Below are 22,797 nucleotides of genomic sequence, written 5' to 3' on the forward strand. Positions count from 1 at the left end.
TCAAGCATCGTCCCGCGGAAAGCGAACACCTGGAACGGAAATCAACAGGGAGTCAATGCGAAATATCATTAGAGTCAACAAAAAGGATAGACAACTGCTGCCTATCCTTTTCTTTTACTCTTCATCATCAGAATCAGAGTCTCTTTTATTCAATTCATGGATCAGGCTTTCGATATGGTTTCCGTAAGCGATGGATTCGTCAAACTCGAAGAAAAGCTCTGGAGTTTTTCTTAGGCGAATTCTGCGTCCAATTTCACTGCGGATGAAGCCTTTTGCTTTTGCCAAGCCAATCAAAGTGTCTTGTCTTTTTTCATCATCTCCAAGTACAGAGATGAAAACCTTGGCTTGTTGAAGATCTCCAGTAACCTGTACATCCGTTACTGTTACAAAGCCTACACGAGGATCTTTAATTTTACGACCAATGATATCGGAAAGCTCTTTTTTCATTTGCTCTCCAACTCTGTTTGATCTGAGTGTCATACCTTTCACCCCTTTAAAGCCAATCAAGCGAAGTTTCTGCCCGCTCTATCTCTGGAAAAGAATCCAGGTAGTCGAGTACTTTTTGCAATTCTTTTTCGGTGATGGATTTGGAGGAAGAGATGGCTACTATTCCAATCTTCGTCCGTTGCCATACGTCTTGATGATCAATCTCTGAGATGGAAATATTGAACTTTTGCTTCAGCCTCGTCATCACACGCTGAAGGACTGCTCTTTTTTCCTTCAAAGATTGAGCATCATAGATCATACAGTCACACTCTATATATCCAATCATTTTCTTTCAATTTCTTGCATTACGTACGCTTCGATGATGTCGCCTTCTTTAATGTCGTTAAAGTTCTTGATTGTTACACCACATTCGTAGTTTGTCGCAACTTCTTTCACATCATCTTTGAAACGCTTGAGTGTATCAAGTTCCCCTTCAAAAATAACAATTCCGTCACGGATTAGACGAATGCTGGAATCACGCGTGATTTTACCTTCTGTTACGTAAGCACCTGCGATGGTTCCAACTTTTGAAACTTTAAATGTCTGGCGTACTTCTACTTGACCGATGACTTTCTCTTCAAATTCTGGGTCAAGCATACCTTTCATTGCCGCTTCAATTTCTTCAATGGCTTTATAGATGATACGGTGCAGACGGATGTCAACACTCTCAGCATCAGCTGTACGTTTCGCACCTGCATCAGGACGAACGTTGAAACCAATGACAATCGCATTGGATGCAGAAGCAAGGATAATATCAGATTCTGTGATGGCTCCAACGCCTGTGTGAATGATTTTCACTTTAGCCCCTTCTACATCAATCTTCTGTAGGGAGGCAGCCATTGCTTCTACAGAACCTTGAACGTCCGCTTTCACAATCAAGTTGATTTCTTTCATTTCACCTTGTTTGATTTGTTCGAACAAGTCATCAAGTGTTACACGTGTCTTTTCGCTGCGTTGTTCTTGAAGTTGCTTTTGAGCACGTGCTTCCCCGACGTTACGTGCTGTTTTCTCATCAGCAAAGACCATGAAGTTGTCTCCAGCTTGTGGAACTTCATTTAGTCCAGTGATTTCAACTGGTGTAGATGGACCAGCTTCTTTTACACGGCGTCCAAGATCATTAACCATTGCACGAACACGACCGAACGTGTTACCTACTACGATAGGATCTCCGACACGTAGCGTACCTTTTTGAACTAGAAGAGTAGCGACAGAACCTCTACCTTTATCAAGCTGAGCTTCAATAACTGTACCCTGTGCAGCACGTTTAGGGTTAGCTTTATATTCTTCTACTTCAGAAACAAGTAGGATCATTTCAAGCAATGTATCAATGCCTTCTCCACTTAAAGCGGAAAGTGGTACAAAGATAGTATCTCCACCCCAAGCTTCTGACACTAGGCCATGCTCTGTTAATTCCTGCATAACACGGTCAGGATTGGCAGCTTCTTTATCCATTTTGTTTACCGCTACAATGATTGGTACTTCTGCAGCTTTAGCATGGTTGATTGCTTCCACTGTCTGAGGCATTACTCCGTCATCTGCAGCAACTACTAGAATTGTGATATCTGTTACTTGAGCTCCACGGGAACGCATGGTTGTAAACGCAGCATGTCCAGGAGTATCAAGGAATGTGATTTTTTTACCTTGATCCACTTCTACTTGGTACGCACCGATGTGCTGTGTGATTCCACCAGCTTCACCTGCAGTAACCTTTGTATTACGAATGGAGTCAAGAAGCGTTGTTTTACCGTGGTCAACGTGACCCATAATCGTAACAACTGGAGGACGCTCTTCCATTACTTCTTCTGTATCTTCAGAATCGTATCCTTCAAAATCCGTTACTTCAAAGATGATTTCCTCTTCCACTTCCACATTGTACTCGCCTGCGATCAACTCAATGGAATCTTTATCTAAATCCTGGTTGATAGTTGCCATAACACCAAGCATTAAGAGCTTTTTGATAATTTCAGACGGCTCTTTGTTCAGCTTGTTCGCTAGCTCTCCAACTGTTAAGGAACCTGTGAAAGTAATTTTGGAAGGCGTTTCTTTTTTCTTTACTGGTTGTGGCGGAGCTTGTTGTTGTCCGCGGTTTTGGTTTTGTTTATTGTTTTGTTTCTTTTTCCCTTTAGAGGAGTTATTGTTATTGCTGTTGTTAAATGGCTTTTTAGGTGAAGAGGTGTTTTTGCCTTTTCCGCCTTGGTTACCACCTTGAGATTGGTTGTTATTTTGTTTCTTAGGTGCAGAAGCAGTGTTTTGTGCCGGTGCTTTCTTTGGTGCTTCCGTTTTATTTGTGCCGTTCAGTTTTTGGATCGTGTCGTCGTCTAATGTTGCCATATGGTTTGATACCTCAATATTCATTTCTTTTAGTTTTGTAATGACATCTTTACTTGATACGTTCTTTTGTTTAGCGTATTCGTACACGCGTAATTTCGTCATACATTCACCCCCAAAGATTAATCGAGCATGGTGAGTAGTTTGTTGGCGAACCCTTCATCAAGAATGGCGACCGAAACTCTCGCATCTTTTCCTATCGCTCGACCTAACTCATACCGATCGTCTACTGTTCTTATCGGTACGTTATAGTACGTACATTTATCTTGTAATTTTTTCGTCGTGTTGGCAGAAGCATCGCTAGCCAATAGCACCAACTTCGCCTTGCCTGCCCTCACTTCTTTAATGACAAGTTCTTCCCCTGTTATGGTTTTTCTTGCTCTAGTTGCAAGACCGACAATGGATAGCCACTGATTATTCATGTGTTGAGTTATTCTCCGTTTCTACCAGCTGAAGTAATTCTTCATACAATGAATCATCAATCGCTACTTCCAGGTGACGGGCTAGGATGTTTTTCTTTTTGGCAAGGAGGATGCTCTCCTTGTTTCTTGCAAGATATGCTCCTCGGCCTGACTTTTTCCCTGTAGGGTCAATTGAAACTTCGCCTTCTTTAGAACGGACGATACGAATCAATTCCTTTTTAGGCTTTAGTTCTTGACTTGCCACACATTTCCGCATAGGGACCTTTTTGCGATTGTTCACCTGATTCACCTTCTTTTAAAAATCAGTCTTCAAAATTGTCATCGTCATAGAATTCATTATCCATATCTTCTGTATCATTTTTTGATAAAGAAAGGTTTGGGTAAATTCCTAGTTCTTCCGCTTCAGACTCACTCTTAATGTCGATTTTCCAACCTGTTAACTTAGCAGCAAGTCTCGCATTTTGTCCTCGTTTACCAATTGCCAAAGATAGTTGGTAATCAGGTACGATGACTGTTGTTGCCTTTTCTTCTTCATTAACTTGAACTTCCAGTACTTTAGAAGGACTTAGTGCATTAGCAACGAATTCTACAGGATCTTTTGACCATCTAACAATGTCAATTTTCTCTCCTTTTAATTCGTTCACAATCGCTTGCACCCTCTGTCCTTTCGGTCCAACACAAGCTCCTACCGGATCGATTTCCGGATTATCACAATGAACAGAAATCTTTGAACGGTCTCCTGCTTCACGTGCAACGGACTTAATTTCTACGGTGCCATCATAAATTTCTGGAACTTCAAGTTCAAAAAGGCGTTTTAAAAGACCCGGATGAGAACGGGAAACAAAAATTTGTGGCCCTTTTGTTGTTTTTTCCACTTTAGTTAGGAACACTTTAATTCTATCATGAGGTTTGTAATGTTCATTAGGCATTTGCTCATTTACTGGCAACAATGCCTCAATTTTTCCAAGGCTCACATAAATAAATTTAGAGTCTAAGCGCTGAACAATTCCTGTCATGATATCTTCTTCACGTTCGATATATTCAGAGTAGATAACTCCTCGTTCTGCTTCTCTTACTCGCTGCGTTACTACTTGCTTTGCTGTTTGTGCAGCAATACGACCGAAGTCTTTTGGTGTAACTTCAATCTCAAGTACATCATTTTCTTGGTAGTTTGGATTGATTTGACGCGCTTCTTGAACAGAGATCTCTAGACGAGAATCAAAAACCTCATCTACTACGTCTTTTCTTGCAAATACGCGCATTGTTCCTGTTTCCAGGTTCATATCTACTCGTACATTCTGTGCTTGATTAAAGTTTCTTTTGTAAGCAGATATAAGTGCAGCCTCAATCGCTTCAATAATAACATCTTTGCTAATGCCCTTTTCCTTTTCCATCAGGGTTAAAGCATCAAATAACTCGCTGCTCATACAACCATGTCCCCCTTAATATACCTATCATTCATAATTTTTTAACCAATTACGTTTACATTGGTGTAATCGGTTTATCTGGTTCTTCTTAGAACCTGACTGCCAAGCGTGCTTTCGCTACTTTTGGATATGGAATGGAAACTTCCTTTTTACGTGTTTTTATAGTCATGGAGAGTTTAATTGTTTCTCCATCGAAGTCCAGAAGATCACCTTCAAAGGACTTTAAGCCGTCGATAGGTTCATACGTTTTGATGTTGACATATTTACCAACCGATTTCTCGATGTCTTCCTTCTTCTTTAGAGGGCGTTCAGCACCAGGAGAGGAAACTTCCAGGAAATAGTTATGAGGAATAGGATCTAATTCATCAAGCTTTTCACTTAACTTTTCACTTACAGTTCCGCAATCCTCGATGTCAATACCGCCTTCTTTATCGACGAATACACGTAAAAACCAAGAGGACCCTTCTTTTACATACTCAATATCCACTAATTCAATATTCATTTCTTCTACGATGGGAAGAGCTAGTTCTTCCACCGTTTCTGTAACATTTTTGCTCATCATTTTCCTCCTTCGCAAGCGCGAGACGATGTCTTTAAAATCTGAACAAAAGACCCTGCCGATAAGCAGGGAATCGTAAACAAGCAAGCTTATGTAAAGCTGATACGAAAATCTAACATTCCCTTTTTTCTCAATGTCATGAAAAAACAAGGTTGCCAGAAAAAACGGGAATACAATACGAAAGAGTGGGTTTCCCCACTCTCTGCTAATTACCTGTATATAGCATTTCCAATGTAAATATATCATATCCGTATGGAATATGCAAATCTTTCTAGTGTTTTCAGGGGGTTACGGCGCTTTCCGCTTTTAACTCCCTGTTAACTTCCGTTCCAGGTGTTCGCTTTCCTAGGGGCGGTGCTGGAGCCTCCTCGCTTCGTTAGAAGCCACTGAAAAAGTCTTAGATTTTAGAAATTGTTAAACACCGCTGTTGATTTCCGCAAATGGCTTCGCTTTCCTAGGGGCTGACGAGAGCCTCCTCGGCTTCGCCTGCGGGGTCTCCACCTAGCACTATCTCCCTCAGGAGTCTTCGCCTTTTGCTCCAATCAACAGCTGGATATTACTAAGAACTATATCATATCAGTTATTCAGTGGCCGCCTTCGTTGCGGTCTCGACCTACCGCTACCTCCCGCCGGAGTCTCACAACTTTCACTTCAGTCAACAGGGTGGATTGGATAAACCAAACAATTCCCCATGAACATTAGAATAATGATAGTTGGTTTTGGTCTGGTAGACCTGTGAGGCAGCCATGGTTGTCAAGGTACTCAAGGATTGTTTTGGAGATTCTGCCTCTTTGTTGCAGGTCTTCTTTGGATAAGAATTCTCCATCTGCTCTTGAGTTCACGATGTTGATCGCTGCGTTTGTTCCAAGTCCCGGAATGGAGTTGAATGGCGGGATCAGGGAATCGCCCTCTATTAAGAAGTCAGTGGCGCTTGATTTATATAAGTCCACCTTCTTGAAAGAGTACCCTCGTTCACTCATTTCTAAAGCAAGTTCCATTACAGTGAGTAAGGACTTTTCTTTTGGCGATGCTTCTAAGCCCTTTGCATTGATTTCTTCTACTACCTTACGGATGGCTGCAGACCCCTTCACCATCGTATCGATGTCAAAGTCATCTGCGCGGACTGTGAAATACGCTGCATAGTACATTAGCGGGAAGTGCACTTTGAAATATGCAATACGCACTGCCATAAGTACATAAGCAGCAGCATGGGCTTTCGGGAACATGTATTTTATTTTCAAGCAGGAGTCAATATACCATGCTGGCACATCATTTTTAATCATTTCCTCTTTAAATTCGTCTGACAGCCCTTTTCCTTTACGTACTGACTCCATGATTTTAAAGGCCATGGAAGGTTCAAGCCCTTTATAGATAAGGTAAACCATGATGTCATCACGGCAACCGATTACTTCACTTAGAGTACAAGTCTTATTATGAATGAGTTCTTGGGCATTCCCAAGCCAAACATCGGTCCCATGGGACAAACCAGAGATCTGTACTAGCTCAGAGAATGTCGACGGTTTTGTATCTTCAAGCATCTGTCTAACAAACCTTGTACCAAACTCAGGAATCCCAAGGGTTCCTGTCTTACACATAATCTGTTCTTCTGTCACGCCAAGTGATTCCGTTCCACTGAAAATCTTCATTACATACGGATCGTCTGTCGGAATAGTCTTCGGATCAATTCCGCTAAGGTCCTGAAGCATCCGGATTACGGTCGGGTCATCGTGTCCAAGGATATCAAGCTTAAGCAAATTATCATGAATAGAGTGGAAATCAAAATGAGTCGTTTTCCATTCTGATGACTGATCATCTGCTGGATATTGGATTGGGGAGAAATCAAAAATATCCATATAATCCGGAACAACGATTATCCCGCCTGGATGCTGGCCAGTCGATCTTCTTACCCCTGTACATCCTGCTGAAAGTCTGTCTACCTCAGCTCCACGCAAAATTAAATTGCGGTCGTTCGCATATCCTTTCACATAACCATAGGCCGTTTTGTCGGCAACTGTACCAATGGTTCCCGCTCTAAATACATAATCTTCTCCAAACAGCACCTTCGTATAGTTATGGGCTCTCGGCTGGTATTCACCTGAAAAATTCAAATCGATGTCGGGTACCTTGTCCCCTTTAAAGCCAAGGAAGGTTTCGAATGGGATATCATGGCCGTCCTTTGTGTATGCCTCGCCGCAATTTGGACAGTCTTTGTTTGGCAGGTCAAAACCAGAACCTACTGATCCGTCATCAAAGAACTCTGATTTTTTACATGACGGACAAACATAATGAGGAGGCAACGGATTTACCTCTGTAATTTCGGTCATGGTTGCGACAAAGGAAGATCCAACAGAACCACGGGAACCTACGAGGTATCCATCGTCCAGGGATTTTTTAACTAGCTTATGAGAAATCAAATAGATAACAGCAAATCCGTGACCGATAATACTTTTTAATTCCTTTTCAATCCGCTTCTCGACAAGCTCTGGTAGATCCTCGCCGTAGATGCTTCTAGCCCTGGAGTAGCTCATCTCTCTGATTTCTTCATCTGCACCTTCTATTTTTGGCGTATAAAGGTCATCTTTGATTGGTTTAATTTCCTCAATCATTCCAGCTACTTTTTGGGTGTTTGTTACAACAATTTCTTTTGCTTTTTCTTCGCCAAGAAAAGAGAAGGCGGCAAGCATTTCATCTGTTGTCTTAAAGTGAACGTCTGGCAATTGATGCCTGTTCAACGGGTTTGCACCTGATTGAGAACGAACCAAAATCTCGCGGTGAATTTTATCCGTTTCTTTTAAATAATGAACATTACCTGTTGCCACAACAGGTTTTTCAAGTTTTTCACCTAGCTTAACAATGTTGGTGATGATTTCTTTTAATGCCTTTTCATCCCGGACTAATTCCAGCTCCAACAAGTGAGCATAATTGCTTGGTGGCTGTACTTCGATATAGTCATAGAATTCCGCAATAGCTTCCACTTCATCTGGGGATTTTTGCATCATGCCTTCAAAGACTTCACCCTTATCACAAGCTGTTCCGACAATAATTCCTTCACGTAGCTTTTGCAACTGTGACCTTGGAATTCTTGGAACACGGAAAAAGTAGTTCATATGTGAAATAGATACTATTTTGAATAGATTTTTTAGACCTGTATCATTGACTGCTAGCAAGGTGACATGGGAAGGTCTCGCTCGTTTGTAGGCATCTGTTGTACCCGAATGTTCATTTAATTCATCATGAAATGTTATCCCTTTTTCCAACGCATCTTTTAGCATCTTGACTAGCAAATAACCTGTTGCCTCGGCATCATATATGGCTCGGTGATGCTGGGTCAATTCAATATCGAACTTTTTACATAATGTATTTAATCGGTGATTTTTTAATGATGGGAAGAGAAGACGTCCCAGTTCCAAAGTGTCAATGACAGGATTCTTTGCCTTTCCTAATCCTATCCGTTGGAAACCAATATTCAAAAAGCCCATATCAAAGCTTGCATTATGTGCAACAAGAATGTCATCTTGCATCCAATCGGAAAAACGTTTTAACACATCTCCAACTTCCGGTGCGTCTTGTACCATGTCGTCGGTTATTCCTGTCAAGTTAATCGTAGTTGCTGATAGAGCGTGGTGCGGGTTGGCAAAAGATTCAAAGCGGTCAATAATTTCGCCGCCTCTTACCTTCACTGCAGCAAGCTCGATAATAGTATCATACATCGCTGACAACCCTGTCGTTTCCACGTCAAAAACCACATAGGTTTCGTCTGCAAGATTTCGATGTGCAGGATTATAGGCGATTGGCACACCATCATCTACAAGATTGGCCTCAAGCCCGTACAATATTTTCACACCATTCTTTTTCCCTGCTGCATATGCTTCTGGATAGGCTTGAGCTACTGCATGGTCTGTAACTGCTATGGCTTCATGGCCCCATTTTTTTGCTTGCGCCACCAATGATGATATGGAGCTCACAGCATCCATGGTGCTCATAGGAGTGTGAAGGTGCAGTTCAACCCTTTTCTCCCCTTCAGGAGCTGTATCCAATATTTCTTTTCCATGAAATTCATTGATATCATTTGCCATCATGACAAGGTCACGTACAAAGGTATCATTTTGGATGCTTCCTCTTACTTTTAGCCACATTCCCTTTTTGACTGCTTGTAATAGAGGCACATCTTCTTTATCACGGGAGAACATCTTGACCATAATGGAATTTGTGTAGTCAGTAATTTTAAAGGTCAGTAATGTTCTTCCACTGCGAAGCTCTTTTGTTTCCGCTTCAAAAACGTATCCCTGAACTGCCACACGCCTTTCTTCTTCCACAATTTCCGCCAAGGTTTTGATTTCTGCATCGTCTTTAATGGTGTACCCGATCATAACCGGTCCACTCACGGAACCTTCATCTTTAGAAGTTTCTTTTTTCTGCATTTCTGTTACAGCAGCCAATGCTTTTTGTTTATCTTCTTGTTGTTTTTGTTCCACAAATTGCTGATATTCTTCCTCAGAATGAGAAAGAGTTGTGTCTAAGATGAAGGTAGGAAAGCCAAATCCTTCATAAATCGTGCATATGGTTGAGCTCAATTTTTTCTTAACAGCAATTGCCTCTGCTTCATTCCTTGCTTTTAACATAAGCTTGTTGCCTTGCAGGGCAGGTGTTTGTCCGTTAAGCAACATCATGAGAGGTGGTGAACCACCTTGTAATTCCTTTAAACAAATCGGCCAATAATCGGCGATATAGGAATTTTCAAATGAGCGGTCTTGCACAGTCAAAGTGAAGGATACATTTGCGATGTGCGCAAAGCTTTTAGTCAATTTTTCATAAAAAAGCATATACACTTTTGCAGGTAAGATCTTTTCCAAAATGAAATGAAAGTGCCATCGTTTTGTTGTTTTTTCTACTGTAAGTTTTTCAATTCCAGCTTCTGCAAAGTAAGGAAATATATCATCACTTGTCATTTCGAGTTGTTGTAGCAATAGACGCAATCTATCTTTTTTTTCTTGAGACATCTGGTCAAGCAAAATTCTGTCCCCTTTCCCTTGCATAGTCTATCTTTGTTATTTATTCTGTTAGGACATAATGGAAGGTACCACCAATATGGGGTACCTTCCTTTTAATATTCATACCTATTGTACTATATTCTAACGTAGTTTTTGTATTAATTCTTCTACAGATAGTTCTTCCATTTCCCCTGTTTCTCTCCACTTGACTTCCACGATTTTTTCCTCTGCTTTTTTACCAACTGTCACTCGGACAGGAAGTCCAATCAAGTCAGCGTCAGTGAATTTAACACCAGGACGTTCTTGGCGATCATCCAACAGCACAGCCATTCCAGAATTCCTTAGTTCAGAGTAAATTTCTTCTGCCAAAGAAGCTTGAGCTTCATTTTTTGTATTTACAGGAATGACGTGAACATCGAATGGGGTTACTGCTTTTGGCCACACAATTCCGTTTTCATCATGATACTGCTCTACGATTGCAGCAAGCACACGAGATACTCCAATACCATAGCAACCCATGATCATTGGTTGGTTTCTTCCGTTTTCATCAAGGAAGTTTGCTCCCATTGCTTCGCTGTAACGGGTACCAAGTTTGAAAATGTGACCTACTTCAATGCCTTTTGCAAATTTAATGACGCCTTGTCCATCAGGAGACAGGTCTCCTTCCTTAATAAATCGCAAGTCCGTATATTGTGCGCTAAAGTCCCTACCTGGGTTAACGTTGATGTTATGAACGCCTTCTTCATTCGCTCCAGTTACACCGTTAACTATATACTCCACAGCTGTATCTGCAATGATTTCAACACTTTCAGGTGCCCCTATTGGACCTAGTGAACCTATAGCACATCCCATCACCTTTTGAACTTCTTCAGCAGTGGCCGTCTCCACGACAGAAGCCTGATAGAAGTTTTTGACCTTTATGTCATTGATTTCGTGGTCACCTCTTGCTAATACAAGAACAAATTTCTCATCTACTTTAAAGACGATGGATTTGATTAAGTCGGATTTCTCCATTTGCAGGTAGCTTGCCACTTCTTCAATCGTTTTTTGGTCCGGAGTATTCACCTTTTCCATTTCACGTGCAGATTCCGATTTCTTTTCATAATTTGCAAGGACCGGAGCCATTTCAATATTTGCAGCAAAGGAAGATTCCGTAGAATATGCAATGGTATCTTCACCAATCTCAGATAACACCATAAACTCGTGTGTATCCTTTCCACCCATTGCTCCTGAGTCAGCAATTACAGCACGGAAGTTTAGTCCAAGCCTTGTAAAAATGTTGGAATAGGCTGTGAACATCTTTTCGTATGTATCATCCAATGATTCTGCATTTGCATGAAACGAATACGCATCCTTCATAAGGAATTCGCGCCCTCTTAATAGTCCGAAGCGCGGACGTTTTTCATCACGGAATTTTGTTTGAATTTGATAAAGTGATAATGGAAGCTTTTTATAAGACTTCACTTCATCTCTGACAAGTGTTGTTATTACTTCTTCGTGGGTAGCTCCAAGGGCGAATTCACGGTTATGACGGTCATTTAATCTCATTAATTCTGGACCGTAGGAATACCATCTTCCTGATTCCTGCCATAGTTCAGCAGCTTGCATTGCTGGCATTAGTAATTCCACTGCACCTGCGTTTTCCATTTCTTCTCTGACAATGTCTTCTACTTTCTTTAACACTTTTTTTCCAAGTGGCAGAAAGCTGTAAATACCGCTTGTGTTTTGTCGGATGTATCCGGCTCTTAGCAGTAGTTGGTGGCTTTTAACTTCCGCGTCTGCTGGGACTTCTCTTAGTGTTGGAATTAGCATGTTACTTTGTTTCATTTCTGCACCCCATAACCTTTTCTATTAAATTTATGTAATTTGCAATTTTCCCCTGTTGACTGAAGTGCAAGGTGTGAGACTCCTGCGGGGGATAACGGTTGGTTGAGACCCCGCAACGAAGTGAGGAGGCTCAAGCATCGTCCCGCGGAAAGCGAACACCTGGAACGGAAGTCATCAGGGAGTTAAAAAAGAAAACTTGCACCACATTTCATGATGCAAGTCCATGTGCTTATGTTTCTATTTTACAGGAAGAACTTTTGAATGTCATTCCATGTTACAACAAGCATTAACAGCATTAACAGTGCAAAGCCGATAAAGTGGACAAGTCCTTCTTTATGACGATCAACCGGTTTCCCTCTAACTGCTTCTGCTGCGAAGAACATCAGTCTTCCACCGTCCAATGCCGGAATTGGCAGAAGGTTGATGATACCTAAATTGATGCTAAGGACCGCAGCCCATCTCATTAAAAGGAATACACCAGATTCTGCGACAACCTCTGTCGATTTATAAATACCTACAGGACCAGATAACATGTCTAGGGAGAATTGACCCGTGATCAATTTACCCAACCCTACCACGATTTCTTTCGACCAGTTATAGGTCTCAGAGGCAGCTTTCGGGAAAGATCCCCAGAAAGACTGCTCCATAGGCATGTAAACACCAATTATTCCGCGAGTTTCACCTTCAATAGTTTCTGCTTTAGGAGTAACTGCGATCGTTTCGGATTGACCTTCTCTTTCGATCAAGAAATCAAGTTCCTCACCAGGATTCTCTTGAATGATTTTAACTACTTCTTCCCAGGTCGAAACTTCTGAATCATTAATTGCAACCACTCTATCACCTTGTTGAAGACCAGCAGCCTGTGCAGCTCCATCAGGAGTCAATTCGCCAATTACGGACTCATTGATCGGGTATCCTTGTACCATCCCTAGGAATGTGAAGATGAAAAAGGCCAGTACAAAGTTCATCATAGGTCCGGCAAATATTGCCATCGTACGCTGGCCTAGTGTCTTGGATCCGAATTGTCTGTTATAAGGGGCATTTTGTATTTCCTGCCCGTCCATGACAAAATACGATTCCTCGCTTACCTTGTATTCCTTTAAGACTTCCTCTTCATTCATTTCATATCCTCTGATGACAAGTTCCTTCTCCAGGTCTGCATATTCTACCTCAATAACTTTTGCATCAGGGTGTTTATCTTTATTATTGACTACTACTTTATTGACTTCTCCCTTAGAGTTGAACAAGAGGCCAATATGATAGCCTGGTTTAATTTCAATGGTTTCGGGATCTTCGCCAGCCATACGAACAAACCCCCCAATAGGAAGTAGCCTTATTGTATAGACTGTTTCATTTTTCTTGAAAGAAAACACCTTTGGACCAAACCCTATTGCAAATTCTCTACAAAGTATCCCGGCTCTTTTGGCGAATACAAGATGTCCAAGTTCATGGACAAAAACAAGTACTCCAAAAATAATAATAAACGCGATTACGGTATTCACTAGATATCCACCTCTAATCTATTAGTGAACGAACATAGTTTCTAGTTTCTAAATCCACTTCCTTAATGGTCTGTAAATCAGGATTTAACTGTATGGAATGCTTGGACATAGCCTTTTCAATAAATGTTTCGATGGCAAGGAATTCTATTTTTCCATTAAGGAACGCATCAACAGCAATCTCATTTGCTGCATTTAACACAGTAGGCATGGTCCCCCCTGCTTTTCCTGCATCAAATGCATACTGTAAACATCGAAAACGATCAAAGTCCATTTTTTCAAAATGGAGCTTTCCAATATCCATAAAGTTCAACCTTTTGCCTGTTGGATGAGCCAATCTATCCGGGTATGTCAGTGCGTACTGGATGGGTACCCTCATATCTGGTGTTCCAAGCTGGGCAATGATACTGGTATCATGAAACTCTACCATCGAATGGATGACACTCTCCCTATGCAAAACAACTTGTATATCTTCATAAGGAATATCAAACAGCCAATGAGCTTCGATTACTTCCAATCCCTTGTTCATCATGGTAGCAGAATCAATGGTTATTTTGGCGCCCATCGACCAGTTTGGATGATTGAGTGCATCTTCCCTTGTTACACCTTCAAGCTGTTGTCTCGTTCGGTCGCGAAAGCTTCCTCCTGATGCTGTGAGAATAATGGTCTCAATGTTTTTTTCTTTTTCCCCTTGAAGACATTGATAAATCGCAGAATGCTCGCTGTCTACAGGAAGTATAGGAACTTGATGCTTTCTAGCTGCCTCCATCACGATATGACCTGCTGTGACGAGGGTTTCCTTGTTAGCAAGTGCTATCACCTTTTTATTTTCAATGGCATGTAGGGTAGGGACGAGCCCCACGCTCCCCATCACAGCATTAACCAACACATCTGCTTCATGGAGGGTTGCCACTTCAATTAACCCCTCCTCGCCAAAAACAAACCGGATATCTGTAGAAGCGAATTGACTTTTTAACGCCTCACAATCTTCTTTTGTTTGGACCGAGACCACAAGCGGATTAAAATCCTTTATCAATTCTTGTGCGACTTTGATATTTCCACCCACACTGAAAGCTAGTAGCTGAAATTGGTCGCTATGTTGCCTAATTACTTCTATTGTTTGTATTCCTATTGAGCCTGATGCTCCCAATAGACTTATTTTCCTCACCAACACTCACCTCTCCAAAAGCCTTCTCCTACAATGTGTCAGAAAAGAAAGATATGTATAAAATGCAATAGCGGCAATACGAAAAGAAGGCTATCAAAGCGATCTAATATCCCACCATGACCAGGTAAAATAGAACCTGAATCCTTAATCTTGTAATGTCTTTTAAGTGCAGATTCCACCAAATCGCCAATTTGTCCAAAAATGGATAAAAGGCTGGCAATAATAATGGTGATGAAAAGCGAGTGTTCAAAATCAACAACAAAGTGGAAAATTAATGCCACAACAATCGCACAAATAACTCCACCAAGAGATCCTTCTACTGTTTTATTTGGACTGATTTCAGGCCATAATTTCGTCTTCCCCATTGACTTTCCGATAAAATAGGCCCCTGAATCTGTAGTCCAAATAACGAATAAAGCAAAGAACACGAACGCTAACGCTAGTTCTCTAATTTCTATGAAATAATAAAATCCTAAACCAACATAGATAGTCGAAATTAACAGGAATCCAACATCATCGAATGTAAACTTGTTCTTAGAAAGGACCGTGTACGATAATAGCAAAAGGGCGATAAGCAGGATAAAATCCATTTTTGAAAGTATTAGCGAATCTGCCTCATACATGCTTGAAGGTATCATCAGAAACCATAGAAGTAACAATGACAGCACTCCTGGTACACTTGCCAAAGACAAACGCTTCATTCTCATTGCTTCAAATAGTCCGACTGTCGCCAAAAAATAGATAAAGACAACAAATGGGAGCTTGCCGTAAATTACGATTGGTAAAAAAACTGCTGCTGCAAGAACAGCTGTTATAATTCTTTGTTTCATTGTATGTCCAACACCTTCTTATATACCACCAAATCTTCTCCCGCGCATTTGAAAACTATTAATTGCCTCATATAAATCATTTTCTTCAAAGTCAGGCCATAGTACATCTGTAAAATAAAATTCTGCATACGCCAATTGCCACAGCATAAAATTGCTTAATCGTATTTCACCGCTTGTACGTATTAAAAGATCTGGATCCGGTAATAAATTGCTGAAAAGATATTCTGAGAACATCTCTTCTGTTAATTGGTCGGTTGTAAGTGCGTTATCTTTGATATCGGCAGCTACATCCTTTACTGCACGGAGAATTTCATCGCGTCCCCCATAATTTAAAGCAAAGTTAAGAATAAGTCCAGTGTTATCCTTCGTTTTCTCCATTGCATTGTTAACAGCTCGAAGCGTATGTTCCGGTAAATCAGACTTATTCCCCATCAGTCGTACTTGTACATTCTCTTCCATTAATTCTGGCAAGAATGTACCGAGGAACTCTTCTGGTAATTTCATCAGAAAATCTACTTCGAGTTTTGGTCGTTTCCAATTTTCAGTCGAAAAAGCATACAGGGTCAAAACTTTTACCCCCAGGCTATTGGCAGCCTTGGTGATTTTTCTTACCGTTTTCATACCTTCATGATGCCCAGCTATTCTCGGCATGGCACGTTTTTTTGCCCACCGTCCATTTCCGTCCATGATGATGGCGATATGCTCAGGGATGGGGTGGTTCATTATTTCTTCTTTTAAGCTAAGCGATTTAGAGGTTTCTTTGCCTCTCCACTCTTGTATTTTCTTCAGCATAAAAATCCTCCATTAAAAATAAACAGACGTACCTATAGGGTCTATCCATTTATAGTAACAGTATTAACAAAAAAACCCCCTGTAAACATTAGAGGGTCTTTCCATCTTTCTATTTTACATGTAAATCGCTTATACTTCCATGATTTCTTTTTCTTTTTCTTTTGTAACGGAATCAACTTTGGCGATGAACGCGTCAGTCTGCTTTTGGATGTCATCCGTATAGCCGCGTAACTCGTCTTCTGTGATTTCTCCGTTCTTTTCTAATTTCTTCAAATCATCATTTCCATCGCGGCGAATGTTGCGGATACCAACTTTCGCTTCTTCAGAAATTTTCTTGATTTGTTTTACTAAGTCTTTGCGTCGTTCTTCAGTCAGAGCAGGGATAGAGATACGGATTACTGTACCATCATTTGATGGGTTTAATCCAAGGTCTGCTTTGATGATCGCTTTTTCGATATCACCTAATGATGTTTTATCGTAAGGTTGTACCACAAGCAGTCTTGCTTCAGGGACATTTAAAGAAGCCAATTGGTTGACTGGAGTCGGCGCACCATAGTAGTCAACTGTCACTTTATCAAGTAAAGCTGCACTTGCACGACCTGCACGGATTGTTGCCAATTCTCTGGAGTAAGCTTGTACCGCTTTTTCCATTCTGTCTTTTGTTTGAGTAATAACTTGATTTGCCATAATTATTTCCCCCTCACAATCGTTCCGATATTTTCACCTAAAACTACTCGTTTAATATTCCCTTCTTCCATGATGGAGAAAACGATAATTGGAATATCATTATCCATACATAAAGATGAAGCAGTAGAGTCCATAACAGCTAGTCCTTCACGTAAGACGTCTAGGTAAGATAATGTATCATACTTTGTTGCAGTCGCGTCGATAGTAGGATCTGCACTGTATACTCCATCAACATTGTTCTTCGCCATCAAAATGACGTCCGCTTCAATTTCCGCCGCACGCAACGCTGCAGTTGTATCTGTGGAGAAGTATGGGTTTCCTGTTCCTGCTGCGAAAATGACGACACGTTTTTTCTCTAAGTGACGAATTGCTTTTCTTCTAATATAAGGTTCAGCAACTTGACGCATTTCAATGGATGTTTGAACTCGTGTTTGCACACCGGAGTTCTCTAAACTATCTTGAAGTGCTAAGGAGTTCATAACAGTTGCAAGCATGCCCATGTAATCTGCTGATGCACGGTCCATACCCATTTCACTGCCGACTTTTCCTCTCCAGATGTTACCGCCGCCAACTACGACTGCTACTTCTACTCCTAGTTCGGTTAGTTCTTTTACTTGTTGGGATACGGATTTGATGACAGATGGGTTGATTCCGAAGCCTTGATCACCTGCAAGAGCTTCTCCGCTTAGTTTTAGTACGATACGTTGATATTTAGCTTGAGCCATAGTAACCTCCATTAATAAAAGGGTTTAATGATTGCGAATCTGTTAAACTCCGCTGTTGATTTCCGCAAATGGCTTCGCTTTCCTAGGGGCGCTGCTGGAGCCTCCTCGGCAAGCCTGCGGGGTCTCCACCTAGCGCTATCTCCCTCAGGAGTCTTCGCCTTTTGCTCCAATCAACAGCTAGGATATTTAAAGAGCTAATACTTAAACTTTAACAGAATCATTATAAAATATTTTTCCTAAAAAGAGGAACACATAAGTGTTCCCCTTTTATATATGTTGTTCCTCTTATTTTTTAACTTGGCTCATTACTTCTTCAGCAAAGTTGTCTTGGCGTTTTTCGATTCCTTCTCCAACTTCGTAACGGATGAAGGATTTTACAGTAGCGCCTTTGCTTTCTACGAATTGACGTACTTTCATGTCAGGGTTCTTAACGAAAGTTTGGTCAAGTAGGCAGATATCTTCGAAGTACTTTCCAAGACGGCCTTCTACCATTTTAGCTACGATGTTTTCTGGCTTACCTTCGTTTAGAGCTTGTTCTGTTAATACTTTGCGCTCGCGGTCTGCTTCTTCTTGAGAAACTTCGTCACGAGAGATGTATTTAGGGTTGATTGCAGCGATGTGCATAGCAACGTCTTTTGCAGCAGCTTCATCAGTAGTACCTTCAAGAAGAGTCAATACTCCGATGCGTCCGCCCATGTGCAAGTAAGCACCGAATGCGTCTGCATCCGTTTTTGTAACGATAGTGTAGCGACGAAGAGTTAATTTCTCACCGATTTTAGCAATTGCAGAGTTGATGTGTTCAGAAACCGCAACACCGTTGTCCATTTTAGCTTCAAGAGCAGCTTCTACAGACTCAGGCTTGTGGGAGATAAGGAATTCACCTAGTTCGTTTACAAGTGTTTTAAAGCCTTCGTTTTTCGCAACGAAGTCTGTCTCGGAGTTTACTTCAAGAATTACTGCTTCGTTTCCTTTCGTTACGATTGCAGTTAGACCTTCAGCAGCGATACGGTCTGTTTTCTTAGCAGCTTTAGCAATACCTTTTTCACGCAAGAAATCGATTGCTTTTTCCATGTCTCCGTTTGTTTCCGTTAACGCTTTTTTGCAATCCATCATGCCAGCGCCAGTTTTTTCACGTAATTCTTTTACCATTTGAGCAGTAACAGCCATTGTTCATTTCCTCCTTAGGATATGTAAGTATTTTTTTACGAATGTCATATTTTCCAAAAAAAAGTGATAAAAGGCTTTCCCCTCTTATCACCTTTTCTTCAATCAAATTATGCAGTAGTTGTAGCTGTCTCTTCGCCTTGTTTAGCTTCTAAGATAGCGTCTGCCATTTTACCAGTTAATAGTTTAACCGCGCGAATAGCATCGTCGTTTGCAGGAATTACAACATCGATTTCGTCTGGATCACAGTTAGTGTCAACGATACCAACGATAGGGATGTTTAATTTTCTTGCTTCTGCAACAGCGATACGCTCTTTGCGAGGGTCGATGATGAACAATGCATCAGGAAGACCTTTCATGTCCTTGATTCCGCCTAAGAATTTCTCAAGACGCTCAAGCTCTTTCTTCAACATTACAACTTCTTTCTTAGGAAGTACTTCGAAAGTACCGTCTTCTTGCATTTTTTCAATTGCTTTAAGACGGGAGATACGCTTTTGGATTGTTTCAAAGTTAGTTAAAGTTCCACCTAACCAACGTTGGTTAACATAGTACATTCCAGAACGTTCTGCTTCTTCCTTCACAGAATCTTGAGCTTGCTTTTTAGTACCAACGAATAATACTGTTCCGCCGTTACCTGCAAGTTCTTTAACGAAGTTGTAAGCTTCTTCAACCTTTTTAACAGTTTTTTGAAGGTCGATGATGTAGATGCCGTTACGCTCAGTGAAGATGTATCTCTTCATTTTTGGGTTCCAGCGACGAGTTTGGTGACCGAAGTGTACACCAGCTTCTAATAATTGTTTCATAGAAATTACTGACATGTTATATTCCTCCTAATGGTTTTTTTTCCTCCGTCAACGTCATCTCCAAGCAAAACTGACGAATCAGCACCAATGCTCAGATCGGTAAACGTGTGAATTTATAACACCGAAAATAAATATATCATAATCACTTTTGACAATCAAGTTCTAAATAGGGTTCATTGTCGAAATTTCAACAACAATTCAATTTCTGTTTTCCCTTTATTAAGTTTTTTGGCAATTTCAGAGCCAGAAAGCCCCTTTTCACTTAGATCCAACACTTGATCTTTCAATGTCCAATTTTCAAATGGCACCTCTTCCGCCAAAGCTCCCTGGTTTTCTTCCTTAACGTTTTGTTGCGTCAAAAATTCCTTTAAGTCTGTTTCAGTAAGGACGTCCTCCCTAGTGTCAAACCTTTCTCTTTTATTTGAGGGAATAGGGCTAGGTTTTGACAGCTTCTGCAGAAAGGAATTATTCTCTTCTTTTAATTCCAATACGTAGCTTGTGATGGTATCTTCTGCTTCCTGAAGCAGGGTACGGTATTCTTGCTCTAGCTGTTGAACTTTGGATGTCTTTATAAAAAGTAAAATAATAAAAAAAATCGCAAGAAGTATGAGTGCGAAATTTACAATAGTAAAAATTATTAACATGTCTTCACAACCCTTATATCATTTGCCTGTTGCCCTGGTTGGACAACAGGCGGCCAAAAAATGTTACAGTATAGGATTTAATTGTTTTCTTAATTTAAAGATAGCTTTGGAATGAATTTGGGATATGCGGGATGTTGTAAGTCCCAAAACTTGTCCAATCTCTGTCAAAGTTAATTCTTCTTTATAAAATAAACTGATTACTATTTGCTCGTTTTCCGTTAGGTTCTCAATCTGTTCTCCTAGTAGACGGATGAGTTCCGACCTGATTAATTCTTCTTCTGGAGAAATAACCTTTTCATCTTTGAGAACATACGCCCCCTGGGGTTGTTCATCGTTTTCCTTTGGCATCTCATCCATCGACAGTATGTTTGAATAAAAGACTTCATGCATAACAGTGGAGACTTCTTCTTCCGGCATGCCCAGGTGAGTTGCAATTTCTTCCAAGGTAGCGTTTCTCATCAGTTTCTGTTCTAGTTTTTCTAGAGTGGACTCAATTCTTTTTGCCTTCTCTCTTACACTTCTTGGGAGCCAGTCCTCTTTTCGTAAACCGTCTATAATTGATCCTCTTATTCTAAAAGAAGCATACGTATCGAATTTCAATTCGCGTGACGGGTCAAATTTTTCAATGGCATCAAATAAACCTACAAATGCCAAGCTTTTCAGTTCTTCCCTTTTCACACTTTTAGGCAATCCTGTTGAAATTCGCTGAACATGATAATGAACAAGAGGCATATATTTTTTCACTAAATAGTCCCCTGCGTCAGGATCTTTTTTTGTTTTCCAAAGATCCCAATAGAGGGAATCTTTGTTTGAAGTTGAAGTAGTCATGGCTTTCCTCCTAATATACTCCTAAGACCGAAAGCGGTTAAATGTAACATACTCCTTTATTAACGGCTTTTATCATTAACTTCCCGTTTTCAGGATTAAATTCAATGGTTCTTCCATTGTTTCCCCCACAATCCTCACTAATCAATGGAATATGTAAGGCGGCTAGTTTCTCCTTTACCGCTTCTACATTTCTCGGTCCAATTCTCATCATGTCAGCGCTCGCACTGCTAAACTGGAACATCTGAGCTCCGCCTGCAATCTTGGCTTTCATGCTATAGGACTTGATTCCTTTTTGAATAAGAGTGTCAACAAGATGCAGGATCCCTGTATCTGCATATTTATCTGCATTGATGGGAACCTGTCTTGTCAGATTTGAATTGGGAAGCATAATATGGACCATTCCGGCAATCTTGGTCGTGGTGTCATATATTACAACGCCTACGCATGACCCAAGGCCGGCAGTTCGAATTAGTTGGGGAGCTTTCGCTATTCCCATTTCTGCAATACCAACCTTAATGACTGATTCTACACTCATCATTATCCTTCACCCAACGCTGACACTATTTTTTCAAATGAATCCGGATAAGGAATGAGGAAAAAATGGCCTTTCGTTTTCTCTACCTGGCTATCTGTTGTTTCCGTCAATTCTGTATCAATAAAAATGGAATGGTCACTGACTTGGGAGATCTCCAAAAGACCAGTTACCACGATTGCTCCAACCATATCAATGGTGACTTCTGGTACAGAAGGTGTAACACTAAGCCCGATGCACTCAGATAACGCAGTCAGATAATGTGCAGATATTATATTTCCCAGCTCTTGCAAAGCGGAAAGGCCAAGTTCATGTGAAGGAAGTTCATCCACACTTATTTTTTTCTCAGGAATCAGTTGGTTTATCAGCTTAGTCGCATCTTCCAATGATAAAACAAAGAACAAGCTTCCAGATAATTCGCCCTCCATCCTTAGAAAGACTGCAGCTACAGGTCTGTCTGATCCACCCATCAAGTCCATCATCTCATTAAAAGAAACAATTTTTGCTAAGGGGACATTCATATTTATCTCTTTATTAAGTAGTTGGGATAATGCGGTTGCTGCATTGCCTGCCCCTATATTCCCTAACTCCTTTAAAAGATCTAATTCGTTAAATTTATTCATCTATACGGCCTCAAACTTTAGATTGATCTAACTGCAGGATTTCATTTAGATTTAGACACACGAATAGTCTTTTATCGATTTTCACTACACCTTGAACGTATTTATTTTCTACAGAGCCTACCACTTCGGGAGCAGGTTCGATTGCCTCTTCTGTAATATCCACTACGTCATTGGCAGCATCTACAATAAATCCTACTTCATGCTCATCTACTACGGTGATGATGATGCGAGAAGCCTCTGATTCCAGTTTTTCCTCAAGGTTGAACCTTGTGCGCAAGTCCACTATTGGAGTGATGACGCCCCTTAAGTTGATGACTCCTTTTATATGTGGAGGTACGTTGGGAACACGTGTGATTGGCAAAAGTTTTTCAATGGAACGTACTTGTTGGACTGGTATTGCGTATTCTTCTTTTTGGAGTTCGAATACGATTAGCTTTAATTTCTTTTCGGTTGCCTCCATCA

The 22,797-nt window shown here is 40.8% G+C and carries 22 protein-coding genes; all 22 read right to left on the reverse strand.

Annotated features, from left to right (window positions below):
* Window positions 1-114 precede the first annotated feature (114 nt).
* Window positions 115-480 (reverse strand): 30S ribosome-binding factor RbfA, encoded by a 366-nt coding sequence (gene rbfA, locus HC179_RS07405; RefSeq protein ID WP_060665936.1) that lies wholly within the window; start codon window positions 478-480, stop codon window positions 115-117.
* Window positions 481-493: 13 nt separating this feature from the next.
* Window positions 494-772 carry a DUF503 domain-containing protein gene (locus tag HC179_RS07410; RefSeq protein WP_168863759.1) on the reverse strand — a complete coding sequence of 93 codons (279 nt, stop codon included), beginning with the start codon at window positions 770-772 and terminating at the stop codon, window positions 494-496.
* Window positions 769-2,919 (reverse strand): translation initiation factor IF-2, encoded by a 2,151-nt coding sequence (gene infB / locus HC179_RS07415; RefSeq protein ID WP_168863760.1) that lies wholly within the window; start codon window positions 2,917-2,919, stop codon window positions 769-771. The genes HC179_RS07410 and infB overlap by 4 nt, the downstream gene beginning before the upstream one ends.
* Window positions 2,920-2,936: 17 nt before the next feature.
* Window positions 2,937-3,236, reverse strand: coding sequence for a YlxQ family RNA-binding protein (locus HC179_RS07420; protein WP_168863761.1), 300 nt, complete (start codon window positions 3,234-3,236; stop codon window positions 2,937-2,939).
* Window positions 3,229-3,516 (reverse strand): RNase P modulator RnpM, encoded by a 288-nt coding sequence (rnpM, locus tag HC179_RS07425; protein WP_168863762.1) that lies wholly within the window; start codon window positions 3,514-3,516, stop codon window positions 3,229-3,231. The genes HC179_RS07420 and rnpM overlap by 8 nt, the downstream gene beginning before the upstream one ends.
* A gap of 22 nt (window positions 3,517-3,538) precedes the next feature.
* Window positions 3,539-4,663, reverse strand: coding sequence for a transcription termination factor NusA (gene nusA / locus HC179_RS07430; RefSeq protein ID WP_168863763.1), 1,125 nt, complete (start codon window positions 4,661-4,663; stop codon window positions 3,539-3,541).
* 88 nt (window positions 4,664-4,751) lie between these two features.
* Entirely contained in the window at window positions 4,752-5,222 is a 471-nt protein-coding gene (gene rimP, locus HC179_RS07435) for a ribosome maturation factor RimP (protein WP_168863836.1), read from the reverse strand.
* Between the two features lie 698 nt (window positions 5,223-5,920).
* Entirely contained in the window at window positions 5,921-10,222 is a 4,302-nt protein-coding gene (locus HC179_RS07440) for a PolC-type DNA polymerase III (RefSeq protein WP_481747959.1), read from the reverse strand.
* 132 nt (window positions 10,223-10,354) lie between these two features.
* Complete coding sequence (locus tag HC179_RS07445) at window positions 10,355-12,040, reverse strand: proline--tRNA ligase (protein WP_168863765.1); 1,686 nt, start codon at window positions 12,038-12,040, stop codon at window positions 10,355-10,357.
* 242 nt (window positions 12,041-12,282) lie between these two features.
* Window positions 12,283-13,542 (reverse strand): RIP metalloprotease RseP, encoded by a 1,260-nt coding sequence (rseP, locus tag HC179_RS07450; RefSeq protein WP_168863766.1) that lies wholly within the window; start codon window positions 13,540-13,542, stop codon window positions 12,283-12,285.
* A 13-nt stretch (window positions 13,543-13,555) separates the two neighbouring features.
* Window positions 13,556-14,707, reverse strand: coding sequence for a 1-deoxy-D-xylulose-5-phosphate reductoisomerase (gene dxr, locus HC179_RS07455; protein WP_168863767.1), 1,152 nt, complete (start codon window positions 14,705-14,707; stop codon window positions 13,556-13,558).
* Between the two features lie 38 nt (window positions 14,708-14,745).
* Window positions 14,746-15,537: a phosphatidate cytidylyltransferase gene (locus tag HC179_RS07460; RefSeq protein ID WP_168863768.1), complete on the reverse strand. Its 792-nt coding sequence runs from the start codon at window positions 15,535-15,537 to the stop codon at window positions 14,746-14,748.
* Between the two features lie 18 nt (window positions 15,538-15,555).
* Window positions 15,556-16,329 (reverse strand): isoprenyl transferase, encoded by a 774-nt coding sequence (locus tag HC179_RS07465; RefSeq protein WP_168863769.1) that lies wholly within the window; start codon window positions 16,327-16,329, stop codon window positions 15,556-15,558.
* Window positions 16,330-16,458: 129 nt separating this feature from the next.
* Window positions 16,459-17,016 (reverse strand): ribosome recycling factor, encoded by a 558-nt coding sequence (gene frr, locus HC179_RS07470; protein WP_060665925.1) that lies wholly within the window; start codon window positions 17,014-17,016, stop codon window positions 16,459-16,461.
* A gap of 2 nt (window positions 17,017-17,018) precedes the next feature.
* Window positions 17,019-17,741, reverse strand: a complete 723-nt coding sequence (pyrH, locus tag HC179_RS07475; RefSeq protein ID WP_168863770.1) for a UMP kinase — start codon at window positions 17,739-17,741, stop codon at window positions 17,019-17,021.
* A gap of 285 nt (window positions 17,742-18,026) precedes the next feature.
* Window positions 18,027-18,908 carry a translation elongation factor Ts gene (gene tsf / locus HC179_RS07480; protein WP_148986475.1) on the reverse strand — a complete coding sequence of 294 codons (882 nt, stop codon included), beginning with the start codon at window positions 18,906-18,908 and terminating at the stop codon, window positions 18,027-18,029.
* 107 nt (window positions 18,909-19,015) lie between these two features.
* Window positions 19,016-19,723 carry a 30S ribosomal protein S2 gene (gene rpsB, locus HC179_RS07485; protein WP_060665922.1) on the reverse strand — a complete coding sequence of 236 codons (708 nt, stop codon included), beginning with the start codon at window positions 19,721-19,723 and terminating at the stop codon, window positions 19,016-19,018.
* Window positions 19,724-19,881: 158 nt separating this feature from the next.
* A complete protein-coding gene (locus HC179_RS07490; RefSeq protein ID WP_168863771.1) occupies window positions 19,882-20,352 on the reverse strand; it encodes a DUF6115 domain-containing protein in 471 nt (156 codons plus the stop codon).
* A gap of 63 nt (window positions 20,353-20,415) precedes the next feature.
* Entirely contained in the window at window positions 20,416-21,180 is a 765-nt protein-coding gene (locus HC179_RS07495) for a FliA/WhiG family RNA polymerase sigma factor (protein WP_168863772.1), read from the reverse strand.
* A 37-nt stretch (window positions 21,181-21,217) separates the two neighbouring features.
* Window positions 21,218-21,718 (reverse strand): chemotaxis protein CheD, encoded by a 501-nt coding sequence (locus tag HC179_RS07500; protein ID WP_168863773.1) that lies wholly within the window; start codon window positions 21,716-21,718, stop codon window positions 21,218-21,220.
* Window positions 21,718-22,335: a chemotaxis protein CheC gene (locus HC179_RS07505; protein ID WP_168863774.1), complete on the reverse strand. Its 618-nt coding sequence runs from the start codon at window positions 22,333-22,335 to the stop codon at window positions 21,718-21,720. The genes HC179_RS07500 and HC179_RS07505 overlap by 1 nt, the downstream gene beginning before the upstream one ends.
* Window positions 22,336-22,345: 10 nt before the next feature.
* Window positions 22,346-22,795 carry a chemotaxis protein CheW gene (locus HC179_RS07510; RefSeq protein ID WP_168863775.1) on the reverse strand — a complete coding sequence of 150 codons (450 nt, stop codon included), beginning with the start codon at window positions 22,793-22,795 and terminating at the stop codon, window positions 22,346-22,348.
* Between the last annotated feature and the right edge of the window lie 2 nt (window positions 22,796-22,797).

It is taken from the genome of Bacillus sp. RO1, from assembly GCF_012524115.1.
Classification (GTDB): Bacteria; Bacillota; Bacilli; order Bacillales; family Bacillaceae_I; genus Sutcliffiella_A.